Source organism: Amorphus coralli DSM 19760 (assembly GCF_000374525.1).
Classification (GTDB): domain Bacteria; phylum Pseudomonadota; class Alphaproteobacteria; order Rhizobiales; family Amorphaceae; genus Amorphus; species Amorphus coralli.
This window is the reverse complement of sequence record NZ_KB894574.1, coordinates 26,794-53,279: the sequence shown is the minus strand read 5'-3', so window position 1 is coordinate 53,279 and position 26,486 is coordinate 26,794. Positions and strand designations below refer to the sequence as shown.

The window sequence follows — 26,486 nt, the reverse complement described above, 5'->3', positions numbered from 1 at the left end:
CCCTGTTCCGCTGACCGGAAATGATGGCCAGACCGCAGCCGCGAGCAATTTTCTGTCGTGCGGATGGATCCGCTGGCGGGGAAGGGCTCCAAGAAGCGACCCTGGGGAGACCCATGCTAGACACGCCACGCGGCCACCTGATCGGCCGTGAGGTCGTTCCGGCCCGGCCGGACGCGACCCTTCCCGTCATCGATCCCAGCACCGGCGAGACGTTCGGCGCCATCGCCCGCGGTACCGCGGCCGACGTGGACGCGGCCGTTGCGGCTGCACGCGCCGCCCTTGACGGCGAGTGGGGCGCGCTCACCGCGACCCAGCGCGGCCGCCTGATGATCGCGCTTGCCGGTCTCATCCGCGACCATGCCGACGAGCTCACCGCGCTGGAAGTCCGTGACGTCGGCAAGCCGGTACGCCAGGCCCGCGCCGACGCCATCGCCTGCGCCCGCTATTTCGAGTTCTACGGCGAGTCCGCCGACAAGGTGCACGGCGAGACCATCCCCTACCAGGACGGCTACACCGTCCTCACCGTGCGCGAACCGCACGGCGTCACCGGCCACATCGTGCCGTGGAACTACCCGATGCAGATCATCGGCCGTTCCGTCGCCGGCGCGCTGGCGATGGGCAACGCCTGCGTGGTGAAGCCGGCCGAGGATGCCTCGCTGACCGCCCTCAGGGTGGCCGAACTGGCCGTCGAGGCAGGCTTCCCGGCCGGCGCCATCAACGTCGTCACCGGCACCGGCGAAGAGGCCGGCGCCGTGCTCGCCGCCCATCCCGGCATCGACCACGTCTCCTTCACCGGCTCCAACCATGTCGGCAAGCTGGTCCAGGCGGCCGGTGCGGAGAACACGATCCCGGTGACGCTCGAGCTCGGCGGCAAGTCGCCCCAGCTGGTCTTCGCCGACGCCGATCTCGACGAGGCGCTGCCCTTCCTGGTCAATGCCGCCATCCAGAATGCCGGCCAGACCTGTTCGGCCGGCAGCCGCATCGTCGTGGAGGACGCCATCCACGACGAGGTGGTGCGCCGCATCGCCGAGGCGTTCGCCAGGCTCACCGTCGGCCCGGCGGAGAGCGACCCGAATGTCGGTCCGCTGGTGAACGCCAAGCAGCACGCCATGGTGAACGGCTTCCTGGAACGGGCCAAGGCGGACGGGCTGACCATCGTCGCCCAGGCCAGCCTGCCGGACGATCTGCCGGAGGGCGGCTACTACGTGGCGCCGACCGTGGTGGCGGACGTTCCCGCCGATCACGAGCTGGCCCAGAAGGAGGTCTTCGGACCGGTGCTCGCCATCATCCGGGCCCGCGACGAGGCACACGCGCTGCAGATCGCCAACGGCACGGCCTACGGGCTCGTGGCCGGTGTGTGGACACGCGACGGAGGCCGCGCCATGCGGCTGGCGCGCAAGATCCGCGCCGGCCAGGTCTTCATCAACAATTACGGGGCCGGCGGCGGCATCGAGCTGCCGTTCGGCGGCGTCAAGGCGAGCGGGCATGGCCGCGAGAAGGGCTTCGAGGCCCTCTACGGCTTCTCCGTCACAAAGACGATCGCCTTTAAGCACGGGTGAGCAATCGCAGGAAAAGTGGGAACCGGTTTTCCGTCCGCGATTGCGGAAAAAGAGAGCCAATCGCAGGAAAAGTGGGCACCGGTTCTCCGTCCGCGATTGCGACTAGGAATACAGCTGGCGCTGGGGAAACCGGGATCGGGCAACCCCTGAAGGCCTGGCGAACACGATAGGGAGCGCACGCAGGATGCGGCTGAAGGACAAGGTTGCCATCGTTACCGGGTCGGGCTCCGGCTTCGGCGAGGGCATCGTCGAGCGGTTCGCTGAGGAAGGCTGCAAGCTCGTCGTCAACGACGTGAACGCAGACAACGGCAACCGGGTCACCGACGCGCTCAATGCCGCGCACGGGGACGGCACCGCGGTGTTCGTGCGGGCCGACGTGACCAGCGACGAAGAGGTCGGCGCCATGGTGGCGGAGGCGGTCGAGCGCTTCGGCCGGCTCGACGTGCTGGTCAACAACGCCGGCATCTCCCACCGCAACATGCCGATGCTGGACATCGACGAGGACATCGTCGACCGGATGTTCGACGTGAACGTCAAGGCGATCTGGCTGGCCGCGAAGCACGCCATTCCGCACTTCCGCAAGGTCGGCGGCGGCTCCATCATCAACAACGCCTCGACGGCCGGTCTGCGGCCGCGTCCGGGCCTGTCCATGTACAACGCCTCGAAGGGCGCCGCGATCACGCTGACCAAGTCCATGGCGGTGGAGTTCGCGCCGGAGAACATCCGCGTCAACGCGCTCTGCCCCGTTGCCGGCGAGACGCCGCTGCTGGCCACTTTCATGGGCGAGGACACGCCGGAGATGCGCGCCAAATTCCGCGCCTCGATCCCGATCGGCCGGCTGTCCACGCCCCGCGACATCGCCAATGCCGCGCTCTACCTCGCCTCCGACGACGCCGCCTTCATCACCGGCGTCGCCATGGAGGTCGATGGCGGGCGGTGCATCTAAAGCGTTTCCAGGCGAAGTGGGCACCGGTTCGCCGTCCGGAAACGCGTAGGAGAAAGGTTTCCAGGCGAAGTGGGCACCGGTTCGCCGTCCGGAAACGCGCAGGAACGAGAGGTTGCGGGACGAAGGGACCATTGGTTCGCCCGGACGCCAAACGCTGACAACTGAACTGCAAAGACCGGACCGCCGACAGACGATCGGCGGCCGGGACAATCCGAAGGGAGGGACTGCATGACTACCAGGACCATTACCACCATCGCCGCGCTCGGCTTCGGCCTTGCCGCCGCGATTTCCACCGCGACCGCCGACGAGCTGAAGCTCGGCTACTCGCTCGGCCCCGACAGCCACTACGGCCAGGGCGCCCACGCCATGGCGGCGAAGCTCGCCGAACTCTCCGATGGCAAGTGGACCATCGAGGAATTCCCGGCCAACGCGCTCGGCGGTGAGCGCGAGATGGTCGAAGGCGCCCAGATCGGCACCGTGGACCTGGTCATCACCTCCACCGGTCCGGTCGGCAACTTCGTGCCGGAGACGCTGATCACCGACATCCCCTTCCTGTTCACCGACTACGACCACGCCCACGCCGTGCTGGACGGTCCGATCGGCCAGGAGATCCTCGACAAGTTCCCGGACAACGGCATCGTCGCGCTGGCCTGGGGCGAGAACGGCTTCCGCAACCTGACCAACTCCCAGCGCGCGGTGCGTACGCCGGAGGACGCCAAGGGCCTGAAGATCCGCACCATGGAAAACCAGGTGCACATGAAGGCCTTCGAGACGCTCGGCGTGCTGCCGACCCCGATGGCGTTCCCGGAGCTGTTCACCGCGCTCCAGCAGGGCACAGTTGACGGTCAGGAGAACCCGGTGGGCGTCATCGTGAACGCCAACTTCTCCGAGGTGCAGGACTATCTGAGCCTGACCCAGCACGTCTATTCGCCGGCGCTCATCATCATCTCCGGCTCCATCTGGGACGGTCTCTCCGACGAGGAGAAGGGCTGGTTCAAGGAAGCTGCGCTCGCTGGTGGCAAGGCCATGCGCGAGAAGGCAGAGGCCGACGCCGATGCCGGCATCGCCACGCTCAAGGAGCAGGGCATGACGGTCGTGGAGGACGTCGACACGGCCGCCTTCCAGCAGGCGTTGGAGCCGGCTTACGAGGCCTATGCCGAGCAGTTCGGCAAGGAAAACATCGACCGCATCCGCAACTACGGTCAATAAGGACCGCCTGAGCGGTTCCCGGACCGGGCGCCTCGTCGCGCCCGGCCCGTCCCCTGATCCTGCGCGGTGCCGATGCTGTCCGTCCTCCGTTTTCTCGACAGGCTCCTCATGGGGGCGGTGATGATCGTCGCCGCGGCGCTGCTGGTGCTCGCCTCCTGCATCTCCATGTGGCAGGTGATCACCCGCTTCGCGCTGGAGGATCCGTCCACCTGGTCGGAGGTCGCCTCGCGCTCGCTCATCATCTGGATGGTCTATCTCGGCGTCGCCGTGGCGATCCGGAAGGGCTCGCTGATGAGCGTCGAGTTTCTCTACGAGATCAGCCGCGGCACCGGCCGCAAGCTGCTCCTTGCCGCCATCTCCGGCGTCTCGCTGGGCGTGCTTCTGGTGATGGTCTGGATGGGCTGGGAAATGGCCCATCGGGTGCGCTTCCAGTCGATCGCCGGCGTGCTCGACCCGATCAACGGCCAGCGCATCTCCATCGCCTGGCTCTATGCCGCACTGCCCATCGGTGCGGCCCTGTCCGTCGTCGCGCTGCTGACGCGCACGGCCGAGCTGTTCGTCGAGCCCGACCCGCCGGCGGCCTCGTTGCGCGAAGCGGAGCCCGTCTGATGCCCGGCTCCATGCTCCTCATTCTGGTGGTGCTGTTCGCGCTCTCGGTGCCGGTGGCCATCGCCATCACCGCGTCCGCTATCGGCGGCATCCTCATCTTCGGTGATGCGCCGCTCCTGGTGGTGGCGCAGAAGCTCGTCACCTCCATCGATTCCTTCCCGCTGATGGCGGTGCCCTTCTTCATCCTCGCCGGCAACCTGATGGAGGCCGGCGGTATCTCCGCCCGCCTGGTCGATTTCGCCAAGGCGGTGGTGGGCAACGTCCAGGGCGGGCTCGCCTGCTCCTGCGTCATCACCTGCATGATCTTCGCGGCCGTCTCCGGCTCCAGCGTCGCCACGACCTTCGCCATCGGTGCGATCATCATCCCGGCCATGGCCGCGCACGGCTACCCGAAGCCCTTCGCCGCGGCGTTGCAGGCCACCTCGGCCGAGCTCGGCGTGGTGGTGCCGCCGTCGATCCCGCTGATCCTCTACGGCGTCTCCTCCAACACCTCCATCGGCGACCTGTTCATCGCCGGCATCGGACCGGGTCTCCTGATCGCCGGCGCGCTCACCGTCGGCGTCTACGTCATGTGCAAGCTCAACGGCTGGGGCAAGACCGACGGCGAGGGCCGGCTGTCCTTCGTCCGCGCCACCGAGCGGGCCTTCTGGGCGCTGATGATGCCGGTGGTGGTCATCGGCGGCATCTATTCCGGCATCTTCACGCCCACCGAGGCGAGCGTCGTCGCCGTCTTCTACGCCCTCATCATCGGCCTGGTCTTCTACCGCACCCTGGGTCTGGCCAACCTGCCGCGGGTGCTGCGACGCTCGGTGATCTCGTCGTCGGTCATCATGTTCACCATCGCGGCGGCGGGGCTGTTCTCCTTCCTGCTCACCCGCGCCGGCGTGCCCGCCGCCATCGGCGAGTGGGTCGCGACGGTCATCGAGAGCCCCTGGGCCTTCCTGCTGTGCGTGAACATCGCCCTGTTCATCGTCGGCATGTTCATCGAGACCTCGGCGGCCATCGTCGTGCTCGCGCCGATCCTGGCGCCGGTCGCCATGCGCTTCGGCGTCGATCCGGTCCATTTCGGCCTGATCATGGTGGTGAACCTCGCCATGGGCATGATCACGCCGCCGTTCGGTGTGAACCTGTTCGCCGCCTGTCAGGTGGCTGGCATCGGCTTCGAGCGCATCGTGCCCCGGCTTCTGCCCTTCCTCGCCATCGTCATCGCCTGCCTTATGGTGGTCACCTACGTTCCGGCCGTCAGCGTCGGGCTCGTCTCGCTCCTGCCGTGAGGCTTTGATGGTCGGCCGCCGCGCCTCCGACGACATCCTCGCCAGCCTGAACGAGGGCGCCGAGCGCCCCGTGCGCCTCGGCGAGCAGGTCTACCGCCTGCTCCGGCGCTCCATCCTCAACGGCGAGATGAAGCCGGGCGCCGCGCTGCCCGGCGAGGTGAAGCTTGCCGCCGCCTTCGAGGTATCCCGGCCGGTGATCCGCGAGGCGCTCGGCCGCCTGCGCGCCGAGGGGCTCGTCGCCTCTAGGCGCGGCTCCGGCTCCTACGTCACCGGCGAGATGCCGGTGGCGGAGACGCCGGAAACCACGGAGCCGCTGGATCTCGCAGCCGTGCGCGACGCGTTCGCCGAGCTGGAGTTCCGCATGGTGATCGAGGCGGAGGCCACGCACCTCGCCGCCCAGCGTCGCGGCGCGGAGGATCTCGCCGCCATGGAATCGGCGCTGGAAGGCTTCGCCGCCGCGCTGGAGAAGGGCCACGTCGCCCATCACCTGGACCGAATGTTTCACCGCACCATCGCGGCCGCCACCGGCAACGTCCGTTTCGTCATCGCCCTCGATGCGCTGGAAACCGAGCGCAACCCGGCCGAGATGGTGGTCCGCCACCGACTGCATTTCCAGCCGCGCGAGCGCGGCCGCGCCGTGCTCGACGAGCACCGCGACATCCTCCGCCTGATCCGCGAACAGGACGCCGAGGCCGCCCGCCGTGCCATGCGCAACCATCTGGAGCGCGCCCGCATCCGCATGATCGGCTACGGCGGCGACGACTGACACGGGCGGGCCTCTCCGCCCGGCATTGCGTGCAGGCAAGCCGGCAGCCCACGAAAGGCGCGACATTCGCGAGCGGTCCGCTATGCTTCCTCCATCGGCGGTCGGTGGGGGCAGGGCGCATGACGGACGGCACGACAAACCCGCGTCGCTGGTGGATCCTGATGGCGACGAGCGGCGTGCTCGGGCTCGTCGTCCTCGACGAGACCGTCGTCGGCGTGGCGCTGCCCACCATCCAGCGCGACCTCGCCATGTCTCAGGCGGGCTCGCACTGGGTGGTCAACGCCTACCTGCTCAGCTTCACCTGCTTCGTGGCGCTCGGCGGCCGTCTCGGCGACATGTTCGGCCGCGGCCGCCTGTTCCTCTCCGGCATCGCGTTGGTCGGCCTCGGCTCGCTTGCCGCCGGCATCGCCCCGGCCGCCTGGGTGCTGCTCGCCGCCCGCGCGCTGCAGGGCCTTGGCGCGGCCATGGTCTTTCCCGCGGGCTTCGCGCTGGCCACAAGCCTGTTCCGGCCGGAGGAGCGCGGCCTGGCCTTCGGGCTGCAGACCACCATCGCCGCCGTCTTCATGGCCAGCGGCCCGGTGGTGGGCGGCTACTTCACCGAAGCCATCTCCTGGCGCTGGATCTTCTGGGTCAACCTGCCGGCCGTCGCCGCCATCACCGGCGTCGTCTGGTTCGCCTGGCTGCCAACGCTCGACCGGACGGTCCCACCGTCCATCGAACGCGGCCCCCGCTTCGACATCGGCGGCCTCGCCGCCCTGGTCGTCGGGCTCACCGCGTTCACGGTCGGCCTCATGCAGGGCTCCGATTGGGGCTGGGGGACGCCGCCCACGCTCGCCTGCCTGGTCGGCGGCCTCGCGATACTCGCGCTGTTCGTGGTTCTCGAGCTGAAGCGCGCCGCGCCGCTGATCGCGCTCGACCTGCTGCGCATCCCGGCCTTTTCCGGTGGCGTGGCAATCTTCTTCGTCTTCCAGTTCAACAAGATCGTCGTGTTCGTCTTCCTGCCGCTCTACCTGCAGAAGGCGATGGGTTACTCGCCGGTGGCCTCCGGCCTGCCCCTGCTTCTCGCCATCCTGCCGACCCTTGTCACCTCGCTGCTCGCCGGCAAGTCGGCCGACAGGGTAGGACCGCGCCGGCTGATCCTGTTCGGCCTCGCCGTGAACGGTGCCGCGCTGGTGGCGCTGGCGGTCGCGGCGGCCAGCGGCAGCTATCCGGCCATTGTCGTCGCGCTGCTCTTCTGGGGCTCGGTGCTGCCCTTCATGGCGGTGGTGGCGCGGCGGACGCTGATGAGCGCCGTCCCGCCGGCCCAGCAGGGCCAGGCCAGCGGCGTGAACCTGACGCTGCAGATGACCGGCGGCACCATGGGGCTGGCACTGGCCACGACGGTTCTCGCCGCGACGGGCGCCTTCCCGCCGGTGTTCGCCATGACCGGCTTCCTGGTGCTGGCCATGCTGCCGGTCGCCTGGTGCGCCATCGAGGGCGCCCCCGGCACGGCCGGCTTATCCAAAGCCGGCTAAGAACCGGCTCAAGCAATCGCAGGAAAAGTGCTCTTGCGGTTTTCCGTCCGCGATTGCGTTGAAGAGAATCCCCTCGCGCCGAGTTCGCTGACGCTCACCGGCTCCGGGAGGGCGGCCTGACCGGCCGGCGCGCGTTCGCGCGCTGGCAAGAGCCATCGCAGGAAAAGTGGGTACCGGTTTTCCGTCCGCGACTGCGTTGAAAAGAATCCCCTAAGCGAACTGGCGTGAGCGCAAAAAAATCAGCCCACGGAGAACTCCGTCATCATGCCGGAATCCTCGTGCTCGAGGTTGTGGCAGTGGGCCATGTACGGGTTGTCCTCGGACGCCTTGCAGGGAAAGCGCACGTAGATCTGCGCGTTGCCGCCGTTCTCGATGGGCACGGTGTCCTTCCAGCCGGCCATGTAGGCCGGCGGCGCGGCGCCGTCGCGCGTGGTGACCCGGAACTGGCAGCCGTGGATGTGGACCGGGTGCAGCATGGTGTCGGTCTCCTCCGAGATCGACCAGGTGAGATCGGTGTTGATCGGCGCCTTGAAGCCCGGCTGGATGAAGGAAAAGGGGCTGCCGTTGATGCCGTTGGCGGTGAGCTGTGCCTTCAGCGGCAGCGCCGGCTCCTCGGTGATCGCCGCCACCACCTTCGCCACCACCGCCGGATCGGTCCTGCCCGACTTGGCCATCTCCATGAGCCCGGTCGCCCGCATCACCTTCATGGCTTCCGTGTCGCGGTACATCTGCATCACCAGCCCCTGGCTCACCGGCGGCAGCACGGCGGGAAGGGTGGGCAGGCTGGCCAGCCGGTCCGGCAGGCGGGCGTCGCTCTCCGCTCCGTCCGGCTGCACGCTCATCAGCGGCAGCGCCGCGTCGAACGGCGGCAGCCGCATGATCGCCTGGTGCGCGACCGGATGGGAGACGAGGTCGAAGGGCCGCCCGTCTCGGGCGTCGACCATGATCTCGTAGCGCTCGCCGGCGGCGATCGGCAGGCGCGTCAGCCTCACCGGCGCATCGAGCAGCCCGCCATCGCTGGCGATGACGTGGAAGGGCCGGTCGCCGCTCAGGCCGAGCTCGTAGTTGCGGGCATTGGAGCCGTTCAGGATCCTGAGCCGCAGCCAGCCCTTGGCGGTACGCGCCACCGGATCGACGGCGCCGTTCACCAGCATGGTGTCGCCGACATAACCGGCCGCGATGGCGATGGTGTTGAAGCGGTGGAAGAAGCGTCCGTCGGCGTCGAACCGCCGGTCCTGCAGCACCACCGGGATGTCGTCGACGCCCCAGGTCTTTGGCAGCGGCAGCGCCTCGCTCTCCTCGTCGTCGATGATGAACAGGCCGGCCAGCCCCTTGATGACCAGCTCCGCGGTGACGGGATAGATGTGCGGGTGGAACCACAGAGTCGCCGCCGGCTGGTCGATGGCGAGCTTCACCCGCCAGGTCGCGCCGGGGTCGATGATCCGGTATGGCCCGCCGTCGTCGGCGCCGGGAATGATCAGCCCGTGCCAGTGCATGGTGGTTTCTTCGGGAAGCCGGTTGGTCACCTTCATGACCGGGCTCTCGCCCCGCTTCACCCGCACGGCCGGTCCCAGGAATGGCCCGTTGAAGCCGTAGGTCGGCGTGGTCATGCCCGGCCGGAAATGCATTTCGCCGGGCTGCGCGGTGATCGGGATCTCGCCCTGCGCGTCGGCGCGCAGTTCCGGCGGGATCGGCAGCGCCGGCCGGTCGGCGGCCGATAGTCTGGGAACCCCGAATGCCCACAGGGCACCGATCGCGCCGCCTCCCGCCAGCACGCCGCGTCGCGTCACGTTCGTCATCATGCCGTCTCCCCTGCGACGGACCTGCCCGGCCCGCCCTCGTGCCCCGCAGCCGATCTTACACGCAGCGTCTCCCCGCGCCCACCGCGGCGGGCGGGAAGAAACGCTCCCCGTCGCCCGCTCAGGTGTGGAGATCCCGGGCTTGTCCGGCTCGGCCGAACCGGTTCAGGGACGTGCGGCGCTTTCCCGGGCGGCCTCGGCGATGGCGGCGGCCGCCGCGTCCAGCGCGCCGTCGCCGTGCGGCACGTCCAGCGCCTGCAGTCCCGCCTCCATCGCAGCCAGAACGCCCAGCGTCATGTGCGCGTTGACGTGGCCCATGTGCGCCACCCGCAGGAAGTCGCCATAGGTCGGCTCGCTCGGCAGCGCCATACCGAGGCCGATGCCCAGCGTCACGCCGGCTTCCGTCTCCACCCAGGAGCGCAGCCGTTCCGCCGCGCCACCGCCGAAGCGCGCCGCCGTCACCGCGTGCGAGCGCGCTTGCGGGTCGGGCACGTTCAGCTCGATGTCGCCGCCGTCCGCCCAGCGTCCAAAGGCCGCCCAGACGGCACGGGCCAGGGCGTCGTGGCGGGTCCAGACGTGCTCCAGCCCCTCCTCCTCGATCATGTCGAGGGCCTCGCGCAGCGCGTAGAGATGGTGCGTCGGCGCCGTTCCTGCGAAGTTGTGGGAGAAGATCGCCTTGGCGATGCGCGGCTTCCAGTCCCAGTAGGGCGTGGCGAGATCGGAGGCTTGCGAGCGCTCCAGCGCGGTGTCGGACACCCAGATGAAGCCGAGGCCCGGCGGGGTCATCAGTCCCTTCTGGCTGGCGGCGACCAGCACGTCGACGCCCCAGGCGTCGAAGTCGAAGGGCTCGCAGACCAGCGAGGCGATGGCGTCGACGGCCAGCAGCGCCGGGTGGCCGGCGGCGTCGATGGCCCGGCGCACGGCGGCAATGTCGTTGAGCACCGTCGTCGCGGTGTCGACATGGGTCAGCAACACCGCCTTGATGGTGTGGTCGCTGTCCTGGCGCAGCCGTTCTTCCAGGCGCTGGGGATCGACCGGCGCCCTGCGGCCGAAGTCGAGGATCTCCGCCTCCACGCCCATCCGGGCTGCCGCGTCGGCCCAGCCGATGGCGAAGTGGCCGGTGGAGCAGACCAGCGCGGTGTCGCCACGGGAGAACATGTTGGCGATCGCCGCCTCCCAGGCGCCGTGCCCGTTGGTGATGTAGATGGTGGCGTGGCCGGAGCAGCGCGCGACCTGCTTCAGGTCCGCCAGCAGCCCGTCGGTCAGGTCGACGATGGCGCCGGTGTAAATGTTCGGCGCCGGGCGCTGCATGGCGGCAAGCACCCTGTCCGGCATGACGGAAGGGCCGGGAATGGCCACGTACGGCCGTCCGTTCGACAGGCTCATGGGCGGATGAATCCTCGGAAAGACGCAGAACGCAGGGCGGACGCGCCGGGCGGCCGTCCACCACACCACTCTCGTCCGGTCGCCTCCGGTCTGGCAAGCCCCGTTCGCAAGGGGGGAGACAGGACAGGTGTTGGCTCACGTGCCCAGGAAGTCGGCGAGCAGTGTGGCGAAGATCTCCGGCTTTTCCTGGTGGACGTTGTGGGCGCAGCCGGGCACCACGGCGAGGCTGGCGCCGCCAATGCCCCGCCACAGCGCTTCCGGCTGCGGCCAGCCATAGGAGCGGTCGCGATCGCCCCACAGCACCAGTGTCGGCGCGCCGATGCGGCCAAGCGCCTCCCGCCCGTCCCAGGCCTCCATGGCATCGAGCCCGGCGCGCGCGGTTTCCAGGCTGATGGCCTGGCCCAGCCGCTCGCACAGCGCAAAGGCCGGGGCCTTCTCCCCGTCGCGGAACCAGGTGGCGGCGATGCGGCGCGCGGTGGCGGCCACGCCGTCGGCCTTCAGTCGCTGCCGCGATGTCTGGATGGGTTCGAACCGGTCGGGGAGGACGCCGCGCGGCCCGGTGCCGTAGAGCACCAGCCGGTCTACGCGTCCCGGCGCTGTGGCTGCCATCTCCTGGGCGATCATGCCGCCCATCGAGTGGCCGAGCAGGTGAAACCGGTCGAGGCCGAGCGTGTCGAGATGGGCGAGGACGGCAGCGGCATAACCGCCGATCCGGTCCGGGGCCGGACGGTCGGCGCTGCCGCCATATCCCGGCAGGTCCGGCGCGATGACATCGAAAGCGCCTGCGAAGCGCGCGACCTCGCGCTCCCACATGGCGGCGCCGCCGAGATAGCCGTGCACCAGCACCAGCGGCGGGCCGGCGCCGGCCCGCAGGCCGCCGAGCCTTGTCCCCATCCGCGCGACCCCCGGCGGTCCTACATCTTGCCCTTCCAGGGCACCACCTTGCGCTCGATGAAACGCATCAGGAGGTCGAAGGTGTAGGCGATTGCCGCGATCACCACGATCCCCATGATCACCGTCGAGGTCTGCAGGAACTGCGAGGCCGACAGCACCATGTAGCCGATGCCCGAGGTGGCCGCGACCATCTCGGCGGCCACCAGGGTGGTCCAGCCGAAGCCGATGCCGATGCGCATGGCGGTGAGGATTTCCGGCAGGGCGGAGGGCAGGATGATGTAGCGCATCACCTGCCAGCGCGAGGCGCCGAACGAGTAGGCCGCGTGGATCTGCTCGATGGCGGCGGATCGCACGCCGGCCTTGGCGCCCAGCGCCACCGGGGCAAACACCGACAGGAAGATCAGCAGCACTTTGGAGACCTCGCCGATGCCGAACCAGATGATCATCAGCGGCAGGTAGGCGAGCGGCGGGATCGGCCGGTAGAACTCGATGGGCGGGTCGAAGATGCCGCGCATCATCGGGCTCATGCCCATGGCGAGACCGAGCGGCACGCCGATGGCGCAGGCCAGCAGGAACGCGCCGAAGACGCGCGCCGCCGAGATCGCGATGTGCTCCCACAGCGGCGTGCCGGTGAAGCCGTTCTGCCAGACGGAGATGAACTTCTGGACGATGGACTGCGGCGAGGGGACGAACAGCGGCTTCACCAGCTCCATCTCGGTGATCAGCCACCAGACGAAGATCAGGAGGGCGATGGTGAACAGGCTCAGGACGAGCGTGTCGCCGGAGCCGGGCACGCCATAGGTCTCGCCGGGCTGGGTGGGCTTGCCGCGCGTCAGGCGGGAGATGCCGGCGCCGAAGCCGGTGCGCGGCGGCGCGGTGTCGCCGGGAGCCTTCTCTGACACCTGATCGCTCATGCGGCCTCCTCGTCGGCGAAGATGATGCTCAAGACCTCTTCGCGGATCCTGATGAAGTCGGGAGACGCCTTGAGGGCGCGCGCCGTCTCGCCGGCCAGGTAGCGGCGCGAGAAGGGCAGATCGAAGCGGTGCGCGATCCGGCCGGGCCGCGGCGACATCACCACCAGGTGGGTGCCCATGAACAGGGCCTCCTCGACGCTGTGGGTGATGAAGAACATGGATTTCCGGGTGTCGTCCCAGATCTTGAGGATCAGCTCCTGGGCCTTTTCGCGGGTCAGCGCGTCCAGCGCGCCAAGCGGCTCGTCCATCAGCAGCACCTTTGGCTCGCAGGTGAGCGCCCTTGCGATGCCGACGCGCTGCTGCATGCCGCCGGACAGCGCGTAGACCGGCGACTGTTCGAAGCCGGAGAGGCCGAGCAGGCCGATGAACTTCTCCGCGATGGCCTTGCGGTTCTGCTGCGAGATGCCCTGCAGCTTGAGGCCGAAGGCGACGTTGTCGAGAACGTTGAGCCAGGGCAGGAGCGCGTGCTTCTGGAACACCACGGACCGGTCGGCGCCGGGCCCGTCGATCGGGCTTCCGTCGAGCGTCAGCGAGCCGGAGGAAGGCGCCAGGAACCCGGCGATGAGGTTGAGCAGGGTGGACTTGCCGCAGCCCGACGCGCCGAGCGCCACAACGAAGTCGCCCGGGCCGATGGTCAGGTCGATCTTGCTCAGGGCTTCCACCGGCGGTCTGCCGTTGGCGGCGGGGTAGATCACCGACACGTCATCGATAACGAGAGCCATCGTTCCTCCGAAATGGGGGCGCCACGGCGGCGAACCGCCGTGGCCTCTGGTGTCGCGGCAAAAAGCCTATTCGTTCAGTGCCGCCTTGGCGAACGCGTCGGTGACGTAGTCGGAGTAGTCGTCGGCGAGCTGGTCGATGCGGCCGGCTTCCTTGAGGAATTCGGCCGTCGCCTTGAGGGCCGCCGCGGCGCCGCCGCCGAGCCACTTCTCGCTCACCTGCTCCGACAGCGGCAGGTAGGTGAAGCCCTCGATGATCTCCGGCACCTGGTCCGGTGCCGCGCCGGTGCGCTCGGCGATCGCCTTCACGGCGGCGCTGTCGGGCGTCCACGCGGACGGATCCTTCAGGTAGGCCTCGTTCGCCTCGTTCATGGCCTTGGTGAAGGCCACCATGGCGTCCTTGTTGGCCGCGGCGAACTCCTTGTTCACCACCCAGGCGTCGAAGGTCGGGAAGCCCCAGTCTGCCGTCTGGTTGGCGCTGATCAGGCGCTTGCCGGTCTGCAGGATCTTCGACTGCACCGGCTGCCAGATGAAGCCGCCGTCGATTGCGTCCTGCTCCCAGGCCGCGGCGATCTGGTCCGGCGGCATGGAGATGATGGTCAGCTCGTTCTCGCCGATGCCGGAGTGCTGGAGCGCCCCCATCAGCGAGAAGTGGGCGGTGGAGCCCACCGGAACGGCGATGCGCTTGCCCTTCAGGTCCTCGATGGTCTCGATGCCGGCATCCTCGCGCACGATGAGCGATTCCGCGTCGCCGATGATCATCGCGAACATGAACATCTCGATCGGCACGCCCTGGCTGGCGGCGATGGCCAGCGGCGAGGAGCCGAGGTCCGACAGGACGACGTCGCCGGAGGCCATGGCGGCGATCACGTCGGTGCCGGCGGCGAACTTGCGCCACTCGATGTCCCAGCCGGTGGCGGACTCGAACTTCTTCTCCGCTGCGGCGTACTGGTCGGGAGTCGGGTTGCCGAAGTGGCCGATGATCACCGTCTCCGCCTGGGCGGAGGCGACGAAGGCGGCCGACGCCGTCATGCCCGCCACGAGGATCGATGCAAGGGTGGTCTTCATGATGCTCTTCCTTCTCTGTTCGGATGGTGCGTCCCCTTTGCCGGGGATCTGGTATGGGTGGTGGGAACGGCATGTCCGGACAGGCCACAGCCTGCCCGGCCTGACGGCTACACCTCAAGCGTTCCTTGCCAAGCCTTGCACAATTTTCGCTGGCTCACACGAGAAGGCCACGACCTTCTCGGCCAGCACGTCGATGGCATCGACAAGGGGAAGCATGTTGCGTGCCGGTTCGGCGACGATGGAGAACTCGGTACACGCGACCAGCAGCGCGTCGGCGCCCCGCACGGCCAGGCCGGTGGCGATGCCCGCGAGCGCGTCGCGGGCCGCGCCGTGGCGGCGCACCTTCACGTCGCGCATCGCCAGGAGCAGGGCGGCATCGGCGTCCGGATGGACAGGCGTCATCCCGCGGGCCGCCAGCGGCGCGTCGTAGAGCCCGGTCAGCCGCACCGCCGGCGAGGCGAGGACGCCGACCCGCTGCGCGCCGGTTTCGGCGAGCCGGTCCGACGCGGCCTCGATCATGTCGATGAACGGGATCGACGCCGCCTCCCGGATCGCGGGCGCGTAGTGGTGGGCGGTGTTGCAGGGCATGGCCAGCGCCTCGGCACCGCCGGCCTCAAGCCCGCGCGCCATGGCGGCCAGCACCGGGCCGGGGTCCTCGCCGGTGCCCTCCACCAGCGCCTTCACCCGCGACGGCACCTGCGGATTGTTGTCCACCAGCATCGGCACGTGGTCCTGGTCGTCGGCGACTTCGGTGCGTTCGATCACGCGCTGCATCAGCAGCACCGTCGCCTCGGGTCCCATGCCGCCGAGAATGCCGACCCGCCGCCGCACGGCCATCACGCGGCGCCCTCCAGCGACAGGCGTTCGGCGCAGTGGGCGATGATGTCGGCGATGTGCCGGCAGTCGTCGACGGAGAAGGTCAGCGGAATGCGCATGTCGAACAGGCCGGCCAGCACCCGGTCGGTCCGCGGCAACGCCTGGCGCTCCAGGTAGGTCCAGCTGGCGTGGGTCGAGGTGAACGCCACCGGCTCCGGCGCGCCGAACCATTTCAGCTCGACGCCGAGCGCGCGCGCGTCGACCACGAAGCGGCGGGCATCGTCGGGGGCAATGCCGGGGATCCGGAACTGGATGGACGAGCCGACATAAAGCTCCTCCGGCGGCCGCACCGGCAGCACCAGCGCCGCGACCCTTGCGAGCCGCGCCTCGATCGCCCGGTAGCGGGTGTTCCAGCGCGCCACGTTGGCGTCGAGCTCGGCGAGCTGCGGCAGGAGGATCGCGGCGCGCAGATTGTCCATGCGGCCGGAATTGTTCGGGGTCTCCAGCCGGATCCGCTCGACCACCTCCGCCGGTGGCGCGGCGCCGTGGCGCTCGTAGAGCATGTAGGAGCCCGACAGCACGATGGCGCGTGCGGCGAGTTCGGCGTCGTCGGTGGTCAGGAGCCCGCCCTCGCCGGAGTTCATGTGCTTGTAGGTCTGGGTGCTGAAGCAGGCGACCCGGCCGAAATTGCCGCTCTTCCGGCCGCGCCAGGCCGCCCCCATCGTGTGGGCGCAGTCCTCGATCACCGTCAGCCCGCACCGTCCGGCGAGCGCCATGAGCGCGTCCATGTCCACCAGGTGGCCGCGCATGTGCGAGACGAGCAGGAACCGTGCCCCCGAGCCCGCCGCCTTCACCTCCAGGTCGGCAAGGTCGATGACCAGGTCCTCGGTGGTTTCCACCAGCACCGGCCGCCCGCCCGCCGCCACGATCGCGCCCGGTACCGGCGCCAGCGTGAAGGCGTTGGTCAGCACCCGCTCGCCCGGCGCCAGGCCGCAGGCCCGCAGCGCCAGCTGCAGGGCGGTGCCGCCGGAGGCGCAGGCGAGGCAGTAGCGGGCGCCCTGGTAGTCGGCATAGGCCCGTTCCAGGGCGGACGCGGCCGGCACCTCTGCCTCGATCGTGTTGTAGCGATGCAGCCGGCCGCTCCGCATCACCTCGACGGCCGCCGCGATGGCGGCCTCGGGGATGGGCTCCTGCTGGGTGAAGCTCCGCGTGAACGGCTCGATGCTCATGGTTGCAGCGGCCACGTCCCGTTCCCCGCGCGCGGGCGGCGGCGGAAGACCACTCGTTCGACCAAGGTGGGCGACCAAAGATGCATAATCGATGATCATGAGCATCATTTAGGCCCGCGCAATTGCAAATTTTACGCACTAACATGCGCTTTCTGCATGTTGTGGGAGGGCGTCGCGATGCGGCTCGACTGGCTGGAAGACATTCTCGCGGTTCTGGAAACCGGCTCGCTGGCGGCCGCGGCGGAACGGCGCTTCGTCACCCAGCCGGCCTTCTCCCGCCGCATCATGGCGATCGAGGCGCATCTCGGTGTCGAGCTTCTCGATCGCAGCCGCAAGCCGGCCCAGATGAAGCCGGTGGTGCGGGAGGAGCGCGAGCGCATCCAGGAGATCGCGCTGCGGCTGCGCGACCTGCAGACCCATCTGCGCCGCCAGGACCGCGACATCCAGAACCGGATCGTCATCTCCTGCCAGCATGCCATCACCACGTCGGTCGCCCCGGCGCTGGTCCAGCGCCTCTGCGGCGACCGCAATCTCGGCATCCGCCTGCGCTCCGCCAACCTCGAGGAGTGCTACACCCAGCTCATGGCCAAGCAGGCCGACATCGTCCTTCTCTACCAGTCGGAGACCGAGCCGCTGCCGCCGGCCGACGCCTATCTGGGGCGCATCGAGCTGGGCGAGGAACGGCTGATCCCGGTGTTTCCGTCGCCCCTCATCGACGACCTCAACGCGGGCTTCGCGGCCGGCGAAGTGCCGGTCGTGGTCTACCCGCCGGAGGTGTTCCTCGGGAAGGTGATGAACCAGGAGATCCTGCCGGGCTTCCCCGACGCCGCGGCACTCCGGCCGAGGGCGGAAACGGCGCTGACGCTGGCCATGAAGCAACTTGTGACGGCCGGCGTCGGCATGGCGTGGCTGCCGGCCAGCCTGGTCGCCGATGACCTTGCCTCCGGCGCCCTCAGCGACCTCTCCCCGATCTTCGGCTCGGCGCGGATGCAGATCGTGGCCCTGCGCCTCAGGATCGACCGGGCGCCGGTGGTGGACCGGGTCTGGGAGGAGATCGCCCGGCTCGCCGCGCCCGCCGCCTCGCCCGCCTGAACGCACAACGGCGCGCCCCGGTCGCCCGGAGCGCGCCGCCGATCGGTTTGGCCCGGCCGCCGTGACGGCCGGTAGCCCTACTTCGCGGCCAGGAACTCCGGCACGGCGAGAAGGACGAACTCGTTGTCCATCGCCGCGTCGAGCTGGCGGCCCGAGGAGAAGGGCAGGTTGTTGTCGGTGCCGACGAGGATGTGTGTGTCGTCGATCTTCATCACGTCCTCGATGGTGAAGAACGGCAGCGTGTAGGTGCCGGTCATGTCGCGCTTGGCGGCCGTCTCCAGGCGCGCGACGCCGTTCGGGTCGGCGATGTTCATCAGGTCGATGTGGCCGATGCGGCGCACGTGACCGTTGTTGTCGACGGAGGCGGTGTCGATGAGCACGACCCGCTTCAGCTTGGCCGGGTGCGGGAAGCAGTCGGCGTTGGCCTCGCCTTCGCATTCCAGGCTCGGGTCGCCCTCGCCGTTGTCACGCTCGATGACCAGCGCGCGCGTCTCGTCGATGAAGTTGAAGTCGCCGATGGCCGTGGCGCCGTCGGCCAGCGGGAATTTGAAGGTCTTGCCGGTCCATTCGGCGGTCTTCGGATCGAACGCCAGCACGGTCAGGGCGTTTTCCGGCACGGCGCCGGTTTCGTCCATGATCGGCTTTTCCAGCATCGCCCAGAGCAGGCCGGTGCCCGGCTGCAGCGCCATGCCCTCGTAGCCGCCGGAGCGGTTGACCCGGTAGTCCTTTCCGGCCTCGGCCGGCACCTTCAGCGACGGATGGTCAGGTCCCTTCAGCTCGGCGCCGTCCAGCATGGTCGGATAGACGCCGGTGATGGTGCCGTCCAGCGTCGCGCTGATCAGGTAGGGGCCGAACTCCTCGCCGATCCACAGCGTGTCGCCGACCTTCTGGATGCTCTCCAGGTCGAAGTCGGCGCCGGTCAGGTAGCGCTGCTCGGTGCCCTCGTAGGCGATGCGGAACGGCACCACCTTGTTCGGGTCCGCCAGGAACACCGTCTTGTTGACCTTCATCGCGCCGTTGTCGAAGTCCGGCTCGATGGTGTGGAAGAAAAGCAGCGCGTCCGGGCTGTTGGCCTTGGAGCCGAAACCGTTGTCGGTGAGCGCGATGATGGAGCCGTCCTCGGCGCGCTCCATGGCGAAGCCGGAGAAGCCCTGCAGCGGCTGCCCGATGAACGGCAGGCTGATGCCGGTGAAGCGCTTGCCGTGCAGGCCGCCGGTGTTGCCCTCGACGGTCATCGGCTGGTCGACGCGGGTCGCACCTGCCGCGAACTTGCCGCTGACCCAGGCATCCTGCGGTGCGTCGGCCGGCGGGGCGACCAGGCTCATGGCCGGAATGATGGCGTGGCCGGCGAGCTCGGCGGAGAAGGTCGTCTCGTCCTGGGCAAGGGCGGGGGCAGTCAGAAGCGCGGCGAAAGCGACCGCAAGCGACGGGCGAAGCATGGCTGATCTCCGGTTGAATGGAGCTGCCTGCCTAAGCGCGCAGCTTGAACCTGCGATGACCGTTTTCGTACACTTCCATAACGCTTCGGCGCGAAATTTAGCCGAATAAGAGGAAGAAAGCTGACACTGCAACGAAGAAGGTGATCGTGAAGGCTCCATTCCATTTCACGCCGATCAGCGAGGGCGGCTTGCCGAGCACCGTGGAGGCGATGGTGATGGTGGAGGTCATGGGCGAGACCACCAGCGCTGCGGCCCAGGCGGTGAGTACGGAGAGCAACAGCAGCGTGTCGGAAATCGGCACGTCGGCGGAAATGGCCGAGCCGACCAGGATCGTGCCGGGAATCATCGGGTTGATGCCGACGAACGAGGCGCCGAGGATGGTCAGCCCGATGGCGACGGCCAGCCCGCCGCCATGCAGCCCGGCCCACGCGATCAGCGCCTGAAGCTGGTCCGGCGGCACCAGGGTGGCGATCACCATGCCGAGATAGCCGGACGAGGTCATGATGGTGATCTCGTTGACGGCGTTGGGCAGCTGGGTCGCGCTTTCGCCGGCCAGCCATCCGATGGCGTCGCCGGCCGATTCGCCCGGCTGCCGCGTCAGCATCGTCCAGGCGATGGCGAAGCCGGGAACCACCAAAAGGATCGCGGCGCGCAGCGGCATGCCGAACGCCTCCTCCGCCACCGCCGCGGTGCCGGTAATGGTCACGAGAAGTCCGACGAGACCGAGCAGCGCCCAGACCGATCCCAGATTCCGGCCGGCGGGAACGGGGGCGCCCGAGCGCGGCTCGATCCGGTCGAAGACCCAGCCAAGCACGCAGAAGGCCAGCGTGGCGGCGAGCCCGTAGGGCATGTAGTCGAACCACGAGATGCCCGGCAGGATCGGGATCAGGATGTTCAGGGCGATCCCGAAGGGCGACCACATCATCGTCGCCGCGAAGCCGCGCAGGATGGCGTTGGTGATGCGCCGTTCCTGGATCGCGGCGACCCGCGGTTCGACGCTGCGGTCGCGGGTGCCGTGGGCGATGTTCAGGAGCAGCAGCAGCCCGCCGACGTTCAGCAGGATACCGAACAGGTGTCCGGCGCTGGCCAGCAGGGCGAAGCGCCGTGACGGCGGCTGGCTGACCACGTAGTAGCCAGCCCGGGAAATCATCGTGGAACGCTGGGCCGCGATGCGCAGCAGCGTCATCACGGCAATCAGGGCCGGCAGGTACATGGCGTGGCTCGCGGCCAGCGCGAAGGCGTCCAGGTCGCCTCCGATGCCGATGTAGGCGACCGTCGCGATCAGCGATGCCACCAGCAGGGCGCGCGTGTTGCGGCGCAGCTTCGGCCACCCCAGCACGATATAGACCAGCACCAGCGCCAGCGCGACGAGCGCCAGCCGGTGCAGCCCCGTCATCATGATGGTGAAGGAGAGCGCCGCGACGGCCAGGATCAGGACGGCCGCCAGCGGCGACGCCTGCACCCGCCCGAGCCAGGTAAGGGGAGATTGGGAACTGGTCACGCCGGGTGGTCCACGGAAAGAATAGGGCGTAGCAATGCGCCATGACGCTGGCAAGCGAGCAACGCCGGCACAAGGCGGGCCAGCCGGGGATGCGGGAGGAGGAGAGCGGGATGATCAGGCCGCTGGAAGGCGTGCGGGTGGTGGAGTTCGCCGGGCTGGGGCCGGCACCGTTCGCGACGATGCTGCTTGCCGACATGGGCGCGGAGGTGATCCGCATCGGCCGCCCGGGCGACGAGGCAAAGGGCGACGGACGCTTCATGGAGCGCGGACGCGCCGAGGTCCTGGGTCTCGATCTCAAGTCGGAGGAGGGATTGCGCCAGGCGCTGGACCGCCTCGCCTCGGCGGATGTCCTGATCGAGGGCTTTCGTCCGGGCAAGATGGAAGCCTTGCGGCTCGGTCCCGCCGACGTCGCCGCAGTCAACCCGCGCATCGTCTACGGCCGGATGACCGGCTGGGGACAGGAGGGGCCGATGGCCCACATGGCCGGCCACGACATCAACTATCTCGGCCTGACCGGCGTCCTCAGCCTGATGGGCCATCCCGACCGCGAGCCGGTGCCGCCGCTCAACCTGGTGGCCGATTTCGGCGGCGGCGGCATGTATCTCGCCTTCGGCATCGTTTCCGCCCTGCACAGGGTCCGCGAGACCGGCGCCGGCATGGTCATCGACGCCGCGATGATCCACGGCACCACGCACCTCGCTACCTTCGTTCACGCGGCGGTGGCGCGCGGCCGCTGGCTGCCGGAGCGCGGCACCAACATGCTGGACGGCGGGGCGCCCTTCTACCGGGTCTACCGGACGCAGGACGACCGGTTCATGGCCGTCGGCCCGTTGGAGCCGCAGTTCTACCGCACTTTCATCGAGACCGTCGGTGCGGATCCCGCCTTTCTGGACATGCAGTGGGACAGGCCGTCCTGGCCGGAGATGGCACGGCAGCTGGAAGCCCTGTTTGCCACGCGGACCCAGGCCGACTGGGCCGCTGCCTTCGACGGGCTGGATGCCTGCGTGACCCCCGTCCTCTCGATGGACGAGGCGATGACGCATCTCCAGCTTGCCGGCTGTTTCACGACGGACGAGGCCGGCACCGAGACCACGCCGGCGCCGCGTTTCTCACCGCTGCCGGGCCCCGCCGGGGACTGACCGGCCGCACACGTCTTCACGCCGCTAGTCCTCTGTCCCCCTCGGAACGAAGGCGCGGACCGCGTTGCGCTTGAGGCCGAACCGGGCCGGCGTGGAGGTCAGAAGCTCGCCGTCGGCGTTCACGTCGTGGCGTCGCCGGGTGCGCACCGTCAGCTCGGTGGTGGAGAAGGCACGCACATCCTTCCAGCGCTTCTGGGTTCCCTGCTTGAGGGCGGGGAGCAGCGCGACCAGCTCCGACCAGTGCTCCACTTCCAGGCTGTAGACGTCCAGCAGCCCGTCGTCCGGCTCCGCTTCCTCGTCGACGGCGAGCCCGCCGCCATAGTAGCGGCCGCTGCCGACGGAGATCTGCAGGGTCCGGGCGATGTCCACGTGGCCATCGTGCTCGATCTCGGCGGTGAACAGCCGGCTCTGGGAGACCAGCTTCATGGCGGCCATGGCGTAGCCGAGCGTGCCGAACCGCTTCTTGGCGTCGGAGGTGAGGATCCGGGCCAGCTTGGCGCTGAAGCCGATGCTCGCGACGTTGAAGAAGTAGATGTCGTTGACGATGCCGAGATCGAGCGAGCGCGTGGCGCCGTCGGAGATCACCCGGGCCGCCTCGTGCACGTCGAACGGAATCTCCAGCGTCCGCGCCAGGTCGTTGGCGGTGCCGAGCGGCAGGATGCCCAGCGGCAGTCCCGTCTCCACCAGGCCGGGCGCGGCGGCGTTCAGGCTGCCGTCGCCGCCGCCGACGATGACCAGGTCCACCTCGTCGGCGTGACGCCGGATCGCCTCCGGGATCTCGTCGCGGCCCCCTGTTTCCGGCTCAATCAGCCGGATGCCGGCCTTGCGCAGGAGATCCAGGCAGTCGTCGATCGCCTCGGAGCCGCGCCGCGCCTTCGGATTGAGCAAAAGCAGCGCGGTGCGGGTTCGCGCGTCCGTCGGTCGGCTCTCGTCGATACTGTCCATCAGGGCGTTCCTGTGTGGCCTGTCCCCGCAACAACGCGCGAAAAGCCATTCGGTTACGGCGTCGGACGCCGATTGCCGGCAGCCCCTCCCATGCGGGACCGTCCGCGACGCGTCAGGCCGGGGCGGGCTCGTCGAGCCGGATGATGTCGGCGGCCTCTCCGAGGGTGGCGCGCGCGATCTCCACCACGCTGCCTTCGTGGGTGAACAGGATGGGCTGGAAGAAGGCGCTCGCCTCCGCCAGCGCCGCCAGACCCGCGGCGGTCCGGTCGTCGTCGAAGGTCTGGAACAGGTCGTCGCCGATGAACGGGGCGGGCTCGTGACGGGTCGCGTAGTCCTCCAGGTAGGCGAGCCGCAGCGCCAGGTAGAGCTGGTCGCGGGTGCCGTCCGACAGGGCGGCGATCCCCACCCGCTCGCCGTTGGCGCGGACGCCCACGAGTTCGGGCACGTCGTCCTTGCCGAACTCCCGGCCGATGGTGGCGAAGCCGCCCGCCGTCAGTGTGGCGAACAGCGCGCCCGCGCGGCGCATCAGCGGGTCGTCCTCGCTTTCCCGATGCTTCTCCATGGCTGCCGAGAGGAGCTGCGAAGCGAGCTTCAGGACGGCCCACTCGCGCGCCGCCTCGACGATCTCCGCCTCCGCCGCGTTGCGCTCGAAGGCGGCACGCTCGGCCCCGGCGGCGCTGTCGAGGCGCTCGCGCTCGCGCTTCTTCTCCGACAACGCCGCGAAGACCTGGTTCATCTCGCCGTCGAGGCGCTCGATCTCGCGCTCCAGCGTGTCGATCTCGGTTTCCGCACGTTCCGGATCGAAGGCGGCGAGGTCGGTCCGGATCGCCTGCTCGTCCGCGCCTGCGGCCACCTCGGAGAAGCGCCGCCGGCACTTGTCCAGGCTTTCGGTCCGCTCGTCCCGGGCCCGCAGCCGGGCGAGCAGGTCGCGCGGGGAGATGCCGTCTGGTGCTGCTTCCATCAGCCTGTCCCGCTCCGCCAGCGCCGCGGCGTGGGCTTGCTGCGCCCGGGCGCGCTCGGCCTCGGCTTCCTTTAGCGCGGCGCGGGCGCTGGCGCGCTGGGCATCGGCGGTGCGCGCCTCCTGGGCCCGCTCCGACAGGGTCATTACGGCGTGGCCGGCCGGCAGGCCGGCAAGATCGGGGGCAACGGTTCGGGTCAGCTCGGTCACGCGGGCCTCGAAGGCGGCGATGTCGCGGCGCATCCCGTCGACCCGGCGGGCCCGGTTGGCGCGCTCGCGGCGCACGTCCGGGATCCGGTCCCAGAGCGATACCGTGGCGTCGGCCCGCTCCAGGCTTGCTGCGTCGCCGAGCCCGATGGCGGCGGCCGCGGCCCGGAAGCCAGTCGCCCATTCGGCCTCCTGTGCCGCCAGCGCCGAACGCCGGACGGTGGCGGTTTCCAGGCGGCGTTCGCGGTCCTCAAGCTGGGCGGCCTGGGTGCGCCGGTCCGCCCAGGCCTCCGCGAGCTCGGACAGCCGGGCCTCGATGGCGCGGGCGAGGGCCGGCACCGGCAAGGCCTCGGCGCCGGTGAGGCCGGTCTCGGCCGCCAACGCCTGCAGCGCCGGACGCAGGCGGTCGGCAGCGGCGTCCAGGGTGGCCAGGGTGTCGTCCAGCGCCAGCACCTCGCGGCGCAGCGTCAGCAGGTCCTCCACCGTCCTGAGCCAGTCGAGCATGCGTTGCGGGGCGTCCGGCTCGACGTCGAGGGGCGCAAAGCGCGCACGGTAGCGCGCCTCCATCGCCTCGCGTTCGCCGCGCAGATCTGCGCACTTCTGCGCAAGATCGCGGCGTTTCGCGCAGAGCTCCTGCCGGGTGCGCAGACGCGTTTCCTGCGCGTGCAGACGGGTCGCGTCGTCAAGCGCCGCGTCGGCCGCCTCGTCGGCCCTGCGCACGATCGCGCGAAACTGCGCAACCTGCGCAGCGGCGTCCTGCGCGGCGGGCGGCGGTGCGCGGCCTTCCACCATGTCGGCGAGGGGGGTGAAGGCTGTGTCGCGCACCTCCCGGGCCTCCGCGATGCCGGTGCGCGAGGGCACGGGCCCTGCGGTCTCGGCCTCCGCAATCTCACGCTCGATCCGCTCGAGCGCCGAGCCGGTCTCCTCGACCTGGCGGGTCACGTCGCGCAGAAGCTCGTCGTTTGCGGCAAGCGCATCCTGGTTTTCGCGCACCGCCTCGGGGGCGGGCAGGGGCGTGGTGGCGAGGGTGTCGAGGTCGGCGACCGGCGGCGACAGCCGCGCGAAACGCTCCTGCAGCTCGCGCATCCGGGCGCGACGGGCCGCCTCGGCCTCGTCCCGGCGTGCCAGCGCGGCAATGTCGGGGGCCAGGGCCGCGAACCGGTCGCGCCAGGGCCGGGGATCGGAGGCCGGTCCGCCCAGACGCCGGGCCCGGGCCTCGTCGAGTTCGGCGCGCATCGCCTCGATCTGCTCGTCGAGATTCTGCGCGGCGGTGGCCAGGCGCCGGCCGTCGGCGACCTGAGTCCGCAGGTCGGCCAGGGCGGCATCGGTCGGCTGGCTGGCGTCGAGATCGGCGTCGCTCATGCCGAGCCGGGCTGCGAACTGGCGCAGCTCGCCGTCATAATCGTCGCGCTCGGCTTCGATGCGCGGCAGGTCTTTCAGCTTGGAGGTGTAGTCGCCGGATGCGGCGAAGAGCTCCCGGATTTCCGCCTCGCGAGCAAGCAGCGGCTCGTCCACCGAGACGCGCGCCAGCGCCGCGTGCTGGCGCCGCAGCTGGTCTTCCGCGCGCTCGACGGCGGAACTCGCGGCATCGACTGACGCGAGCGCGTCGGCCAGCGCGTCGGCGTGGCCGGGCGGCAGCGCATCCAGGTCGGCGAAGGCGGCAAGCGCCGTCTCGTCGCCATCGATCTCCTGCACGATGGGTCGGAGCTGACCCAGGCGCTGCAGCCGGGCGGCGGCACGCCGAGCCTCGGTCCGCTCCCCGGCCAGCGTCTCGTAGCGCCCCTCCAATTCGGCGATGGCGACGTTGAGGGCCTTCCAGTCGGAGGCGCGCAGCTCGTGGTCGCGCTCGTCTTTTCGGGCCGCCTCGTAGCGATCGAGAAGCTGGTAGAAGCGCCGGTCCTTGGAGCGCCGTGGTGCGAATATCGCGCCCGCTTCGTCCTCCAGGCTGCCCTTGAGACCACTCAGGCCGGTCATTCCGGAGGCGGCGGAGAAGAGCAGGCTGCCGAGTTCGCCGTCGCTTTTCAGCATGGCGTCGGCACCGGCGCGCAGGCGTGCGGAATCGAGCCCGAAGGCGCGCTCGAACACGTCGCGGCCGAGCGATCCGACGAACGGGGCCAGCGCGTCATCGCGCAGCTCGCTCTCGTCGTCGCTGTCGGCAAGGAGCGTCGCCTTGTTGCCGCGCCGGCGCCGGAAGGAAAGCTGCGTGCCGTCCCGGGCGGTCAGCGTGGCACCGATCCGCAGCGTCGTCGCCTCGTGGCGAAAATCGAAGGCCTTGTTGTGCGGAAAGCCGAACAGCAGGTCGGAGATCGCCGCAAGCGCGGAGCTCTTGCCGGCCTCGTTGGGGCCGTAGACGACGTGCAGACGCGCGCCCGGTTTGAAAGCGATCTCGCGATCGGTGTGGGCGCCGTAGCGCAGGAGGGAGAGTCGGTCGAAGCGCATGGCC

Annotated in this window: 21 protein-coding genes; 9 read left to right on the top strand and 12 right to left on the bottom strand. The window is 69.6% G+C overall.

Features of this window, described 5'->3' with window-relative positions:
• Nucleotides 1-113: 113 nt before the first annotated feature.
• The 7 genes from C507_RS0113310 (at nt 114) to C507_RS21315 (ending at nt 7,877) form a co-directional block, all read left to right on the top strand.
• Complete coding sequence (locus C507_RS0113310) at nt 114-1,559, top strand: aldehyde dehydrogenase family protein (RefSeq protein ID WP_018700201.1); 1,446 nt, start codon at nt 114-116, stop codon at nt 1,557-1,559.
• A 184-nt stretch (nt 1,560-1,743) separates the two neighbouring features.
• Nucleotides 1,744-2,505, top strand: a complete 762-nt coding sequence (locus C507_RS0113305; protein WP_018700200.1) for an SDR family oxidoreductase — start codon at nt 1,744-1,746, stop codon at nt 2,503-2,505.
• 228 nt (nt 2,506-2,733) lie between these two features.
• Nucleotides 2,734-3,714, top strand: a complete 981-nt coding sequence (locus C507_RS0113300; protein WP_018700199.1) for a TRAP transporter substrate-binding protein — start codon at nt 2,734-2,736, stop codon at nt 3,712-3,714.
• A gap of 72 nt (nt 3,715-3,786) precedes the next feature.
• Nucleotides 3,787-4,323: a TRAP transporter small permease gene (locus C507_RS21320; RefSeq protein WP_018700198.1), complete on the top strand. Its 537-nt coding sequence runs from the start codon at nt 3,787-3,789 to the stop codon at nt 4,321-4,323.
• Nucleotides 4,323-5,597 carry a TRAP transporter large permease gene (locus C507_RS0113290; protein WP_018700197.1) on the top strand — a complete coding sequence of 425 codons (1,275 nt, stop codon included), beginning with the start codon at nt 4,323-4,325 and terminating at the stop codon, nt 5,595-5,597. The genes C507_RS21320 and C507_RS0113290 overlap by 1 nt, the downstream gene beginning before the upstream one ends.
• A gap of 7 nt (nt 5,598-5,604) precedes the next feature.
• On the top strand, nt 5,605-6,363 hold the full coding sequence (locus C507_RS0113285; RefSeq protein ID WP_018700196.1) for a FadR/GntR family transcriptional regulator: 759 nt from the start codon (nt 5,605-5,607) through the stop codon (nt 6,361-6,363).
• A 119-nt stretch (nt 6,364-6,482) separates the two neighbouring features.
• The gene (locus C507_RS21315; RefSeq protein ID WP_083923532.1) at nt 6,483-7,877 is read left to right on the top strand and encodes an MFS transporter; all 1,395 of its coding nucleotides are present in this window, start codon (nt 6,483-6,485) and stop codon (nt 7,875-7,877) included.
• Nucleotides 7,878-8,116: 239 nt separating this feature from the next.
• On the opposite strand, the gene cueO is transcribed toward C507_RS21315, so the two are convergent.
• From cueO to C507_RS0113240, 8 genes are all read right to left on the bottom strand, one after another.
• A complete protein-coding gene (cueO, locus tag C507_RS0113275; RefSeq protein WP_051089786.1) occupies nt 8,117-9,676 on the bottom strand; it encodes a multicopper oxidase CueO in 1,560 nt (519 codons plus the stop codon).
• A 165-nt stretch (nt 9,677-9,841) separates the two neighbouring features.
• Nucleotides 9,842-11,062: a pyridoxal-phosphate-dependent aminotransferase family protein gene (locus C507_RS0113270; RefSeq protein WP_018700193.1), complete on the bottom strand. Its 1,221-nt coding sequence runs from the start codon at nt 11,060-11,062 to the stop codon at nt 9,842-9,844.
• A gap of 135 nt (nt 11,063-11,197) precedes the next feature.
• Complete coding sequence (locus C507_RS0113265; RefSeq protein WP_018700192.1) at nt 11,198-11,956, bottom strand: alpha/beta fold hydrolase; 759 nt, start codon at nt 11,954-11,956, stop codon at nt 11,198-11,200.
• Nucleotides 11,957-11,976: 20 nt separating this feature from the next.
• Entirely contained in the window at nt 11,977-12,870 is an 894-nt protein-coding gene (locus C507_RS0113260) for an ABC transporter permease subunit (protein WP_018700191.1), read from the bottom strand.
• Complete coding sequence (locus C507_RS0113255) at nt 12,867-13,652, bottom strand: taurine ABC transporter ATP-binding protein (protein WP_018700190.1); 786 nt, start codon at nt 13,650-13,652, stop codon at nt 12,867-12,869. The genes C507_RS0113260 and C507_RS0113255 overlap by 4 nt, the downstream gene beginning before the upstream one ends.
• A 66-nt stretch (nt 13,653-13,718) precedes the next feature.
• Complete coding sequence (tauA, locus tag C507_RS0113250; RefSeq protein WP_018700189.1) at nt 13,719-14,717, bottom strand: taurine ABC transporter substrate-binding protein; 999 nt, start codon at nt 14,715-14,717, stop codon at nt 13,719-13,721.
• A 114-nt stretch (nt 14,718-14,831) separates the two neighbouring features.
• On the bottom strand, nt 14,832-15,554 hold the full coding sequence (gene cuyB, locus C507_RS0113245) for a cysteate racemase (protein ID WP_018700188.1): 723 nt from the start codon (nt 15,552-15,554) through the stop codon (nt 14,832-14,834).
• The gene (locus C507_RS0113240) at nt 15,554-16,777 is read right to left on the bottom strand and encodes a DegT/DnrJ/EryC1/StrS family aminotransferase (protein WP_018700187.1); all 1,224 of its coding nucleotides are present in this window, start codon (nt 16,775-16,777) and stop codon (nt 15,554-15,556) included. The genes cuyB and C507_RS0113240 overlap by 1 nt, the downstream gene beginning before the upstream one ends.
• Before the next feature lie 162 nt (nt 16,778-16,939).
• Between C507_RS0113240 and C507_RS0113235 the strand changes: the two genes are divergently transcribed.
• Nucleotides 16,940-17,854, top strand: a complete 915-nt coding sequence (locus tag C507_RS0113235; RefSeq protein ID WP_018700186.1) for a LysR family transcriptional regulator — start codon at nt 16,940-16,942, stop codon at nt 17,852-17,854.
• 77 nt (nt 17,855-17,931) lie between these two features.
• Here the strand turns inward: C507_RS0113235 and C507_RS0113230 are convergent, their stop codons facing one another.
• Nucleotides 17,932-19,293 (bottom strand): esterase-like activity of phytase family protein, encoded by a 1,362-nt coding sequence (locus C507_RS0113230; RefSeq protein WP_018700185.1) that lies wholly within the window; start codon nt 19,291-19,293, stop codon nt 17,932-17,934.
• 97 nt (nt 19,294-19,390) lie between these two features.
• Entirely contained in the window at nt 19,391-20,794 is a 1,404-nt protein-coding gene (locus C507_RS0113225; RefSeq protein ID WP_156829300.1) for a hypothetical protein, read from the bottom strand.
• Between the two features lie 110 nt (nt 20,795-20,904).
• Here C507_RS0113225 and C507_RS0113220 point away from each other — a divergent pair, with 110 nt between their 5' ends.
• A complete protein-coding gene (locus C507_RS0113220; protein WP_169508970.1) occupies nt 20,905-21,933 on the top strand; it encodes a CaiB/BaiF CoA transferase family protein in 1,029 nt (342 codons plus the stop codon).
• A gap of 24 nt (nt 21,934-21,957) precedes the next feature.
• On the opposite strand, the gene C507_RS0113215 is transcribed toward C507_RS0113220, so the two are convergent.
• Both C507_RS0113215 and C507_RS0113210 read right to left on the bottom strand, forming a co-directional pair.
• Nucleotides 21,958-22,878 carry a lipid kinase gene (locus tag C507_RS0113215; RefSeq protein WP_018700182.1) on the bottom strand — a complete coding sequence of 307 codons (921 nt, stop codon included), beginning with the start codon at nt 22,876-22,878 and terminating at the stop codon, nt 21,958-21,960.
• A 112-nt stretch (nt 22,879-22,990) separates the two neighbouring features.
• Nucleotides 22,991-26,482, bottom strand: a complete 3,492-nt coding sequence (locus C507_RS0113210) for an ATP-binding protein (protein ID WP_018700181.1) — start codon at nt 26,480-26,482, stop codon at nt 22,991-22,993.
• Between the last annotated feature and the right edge of the window lie 4 nt (nt 26,483-26,486).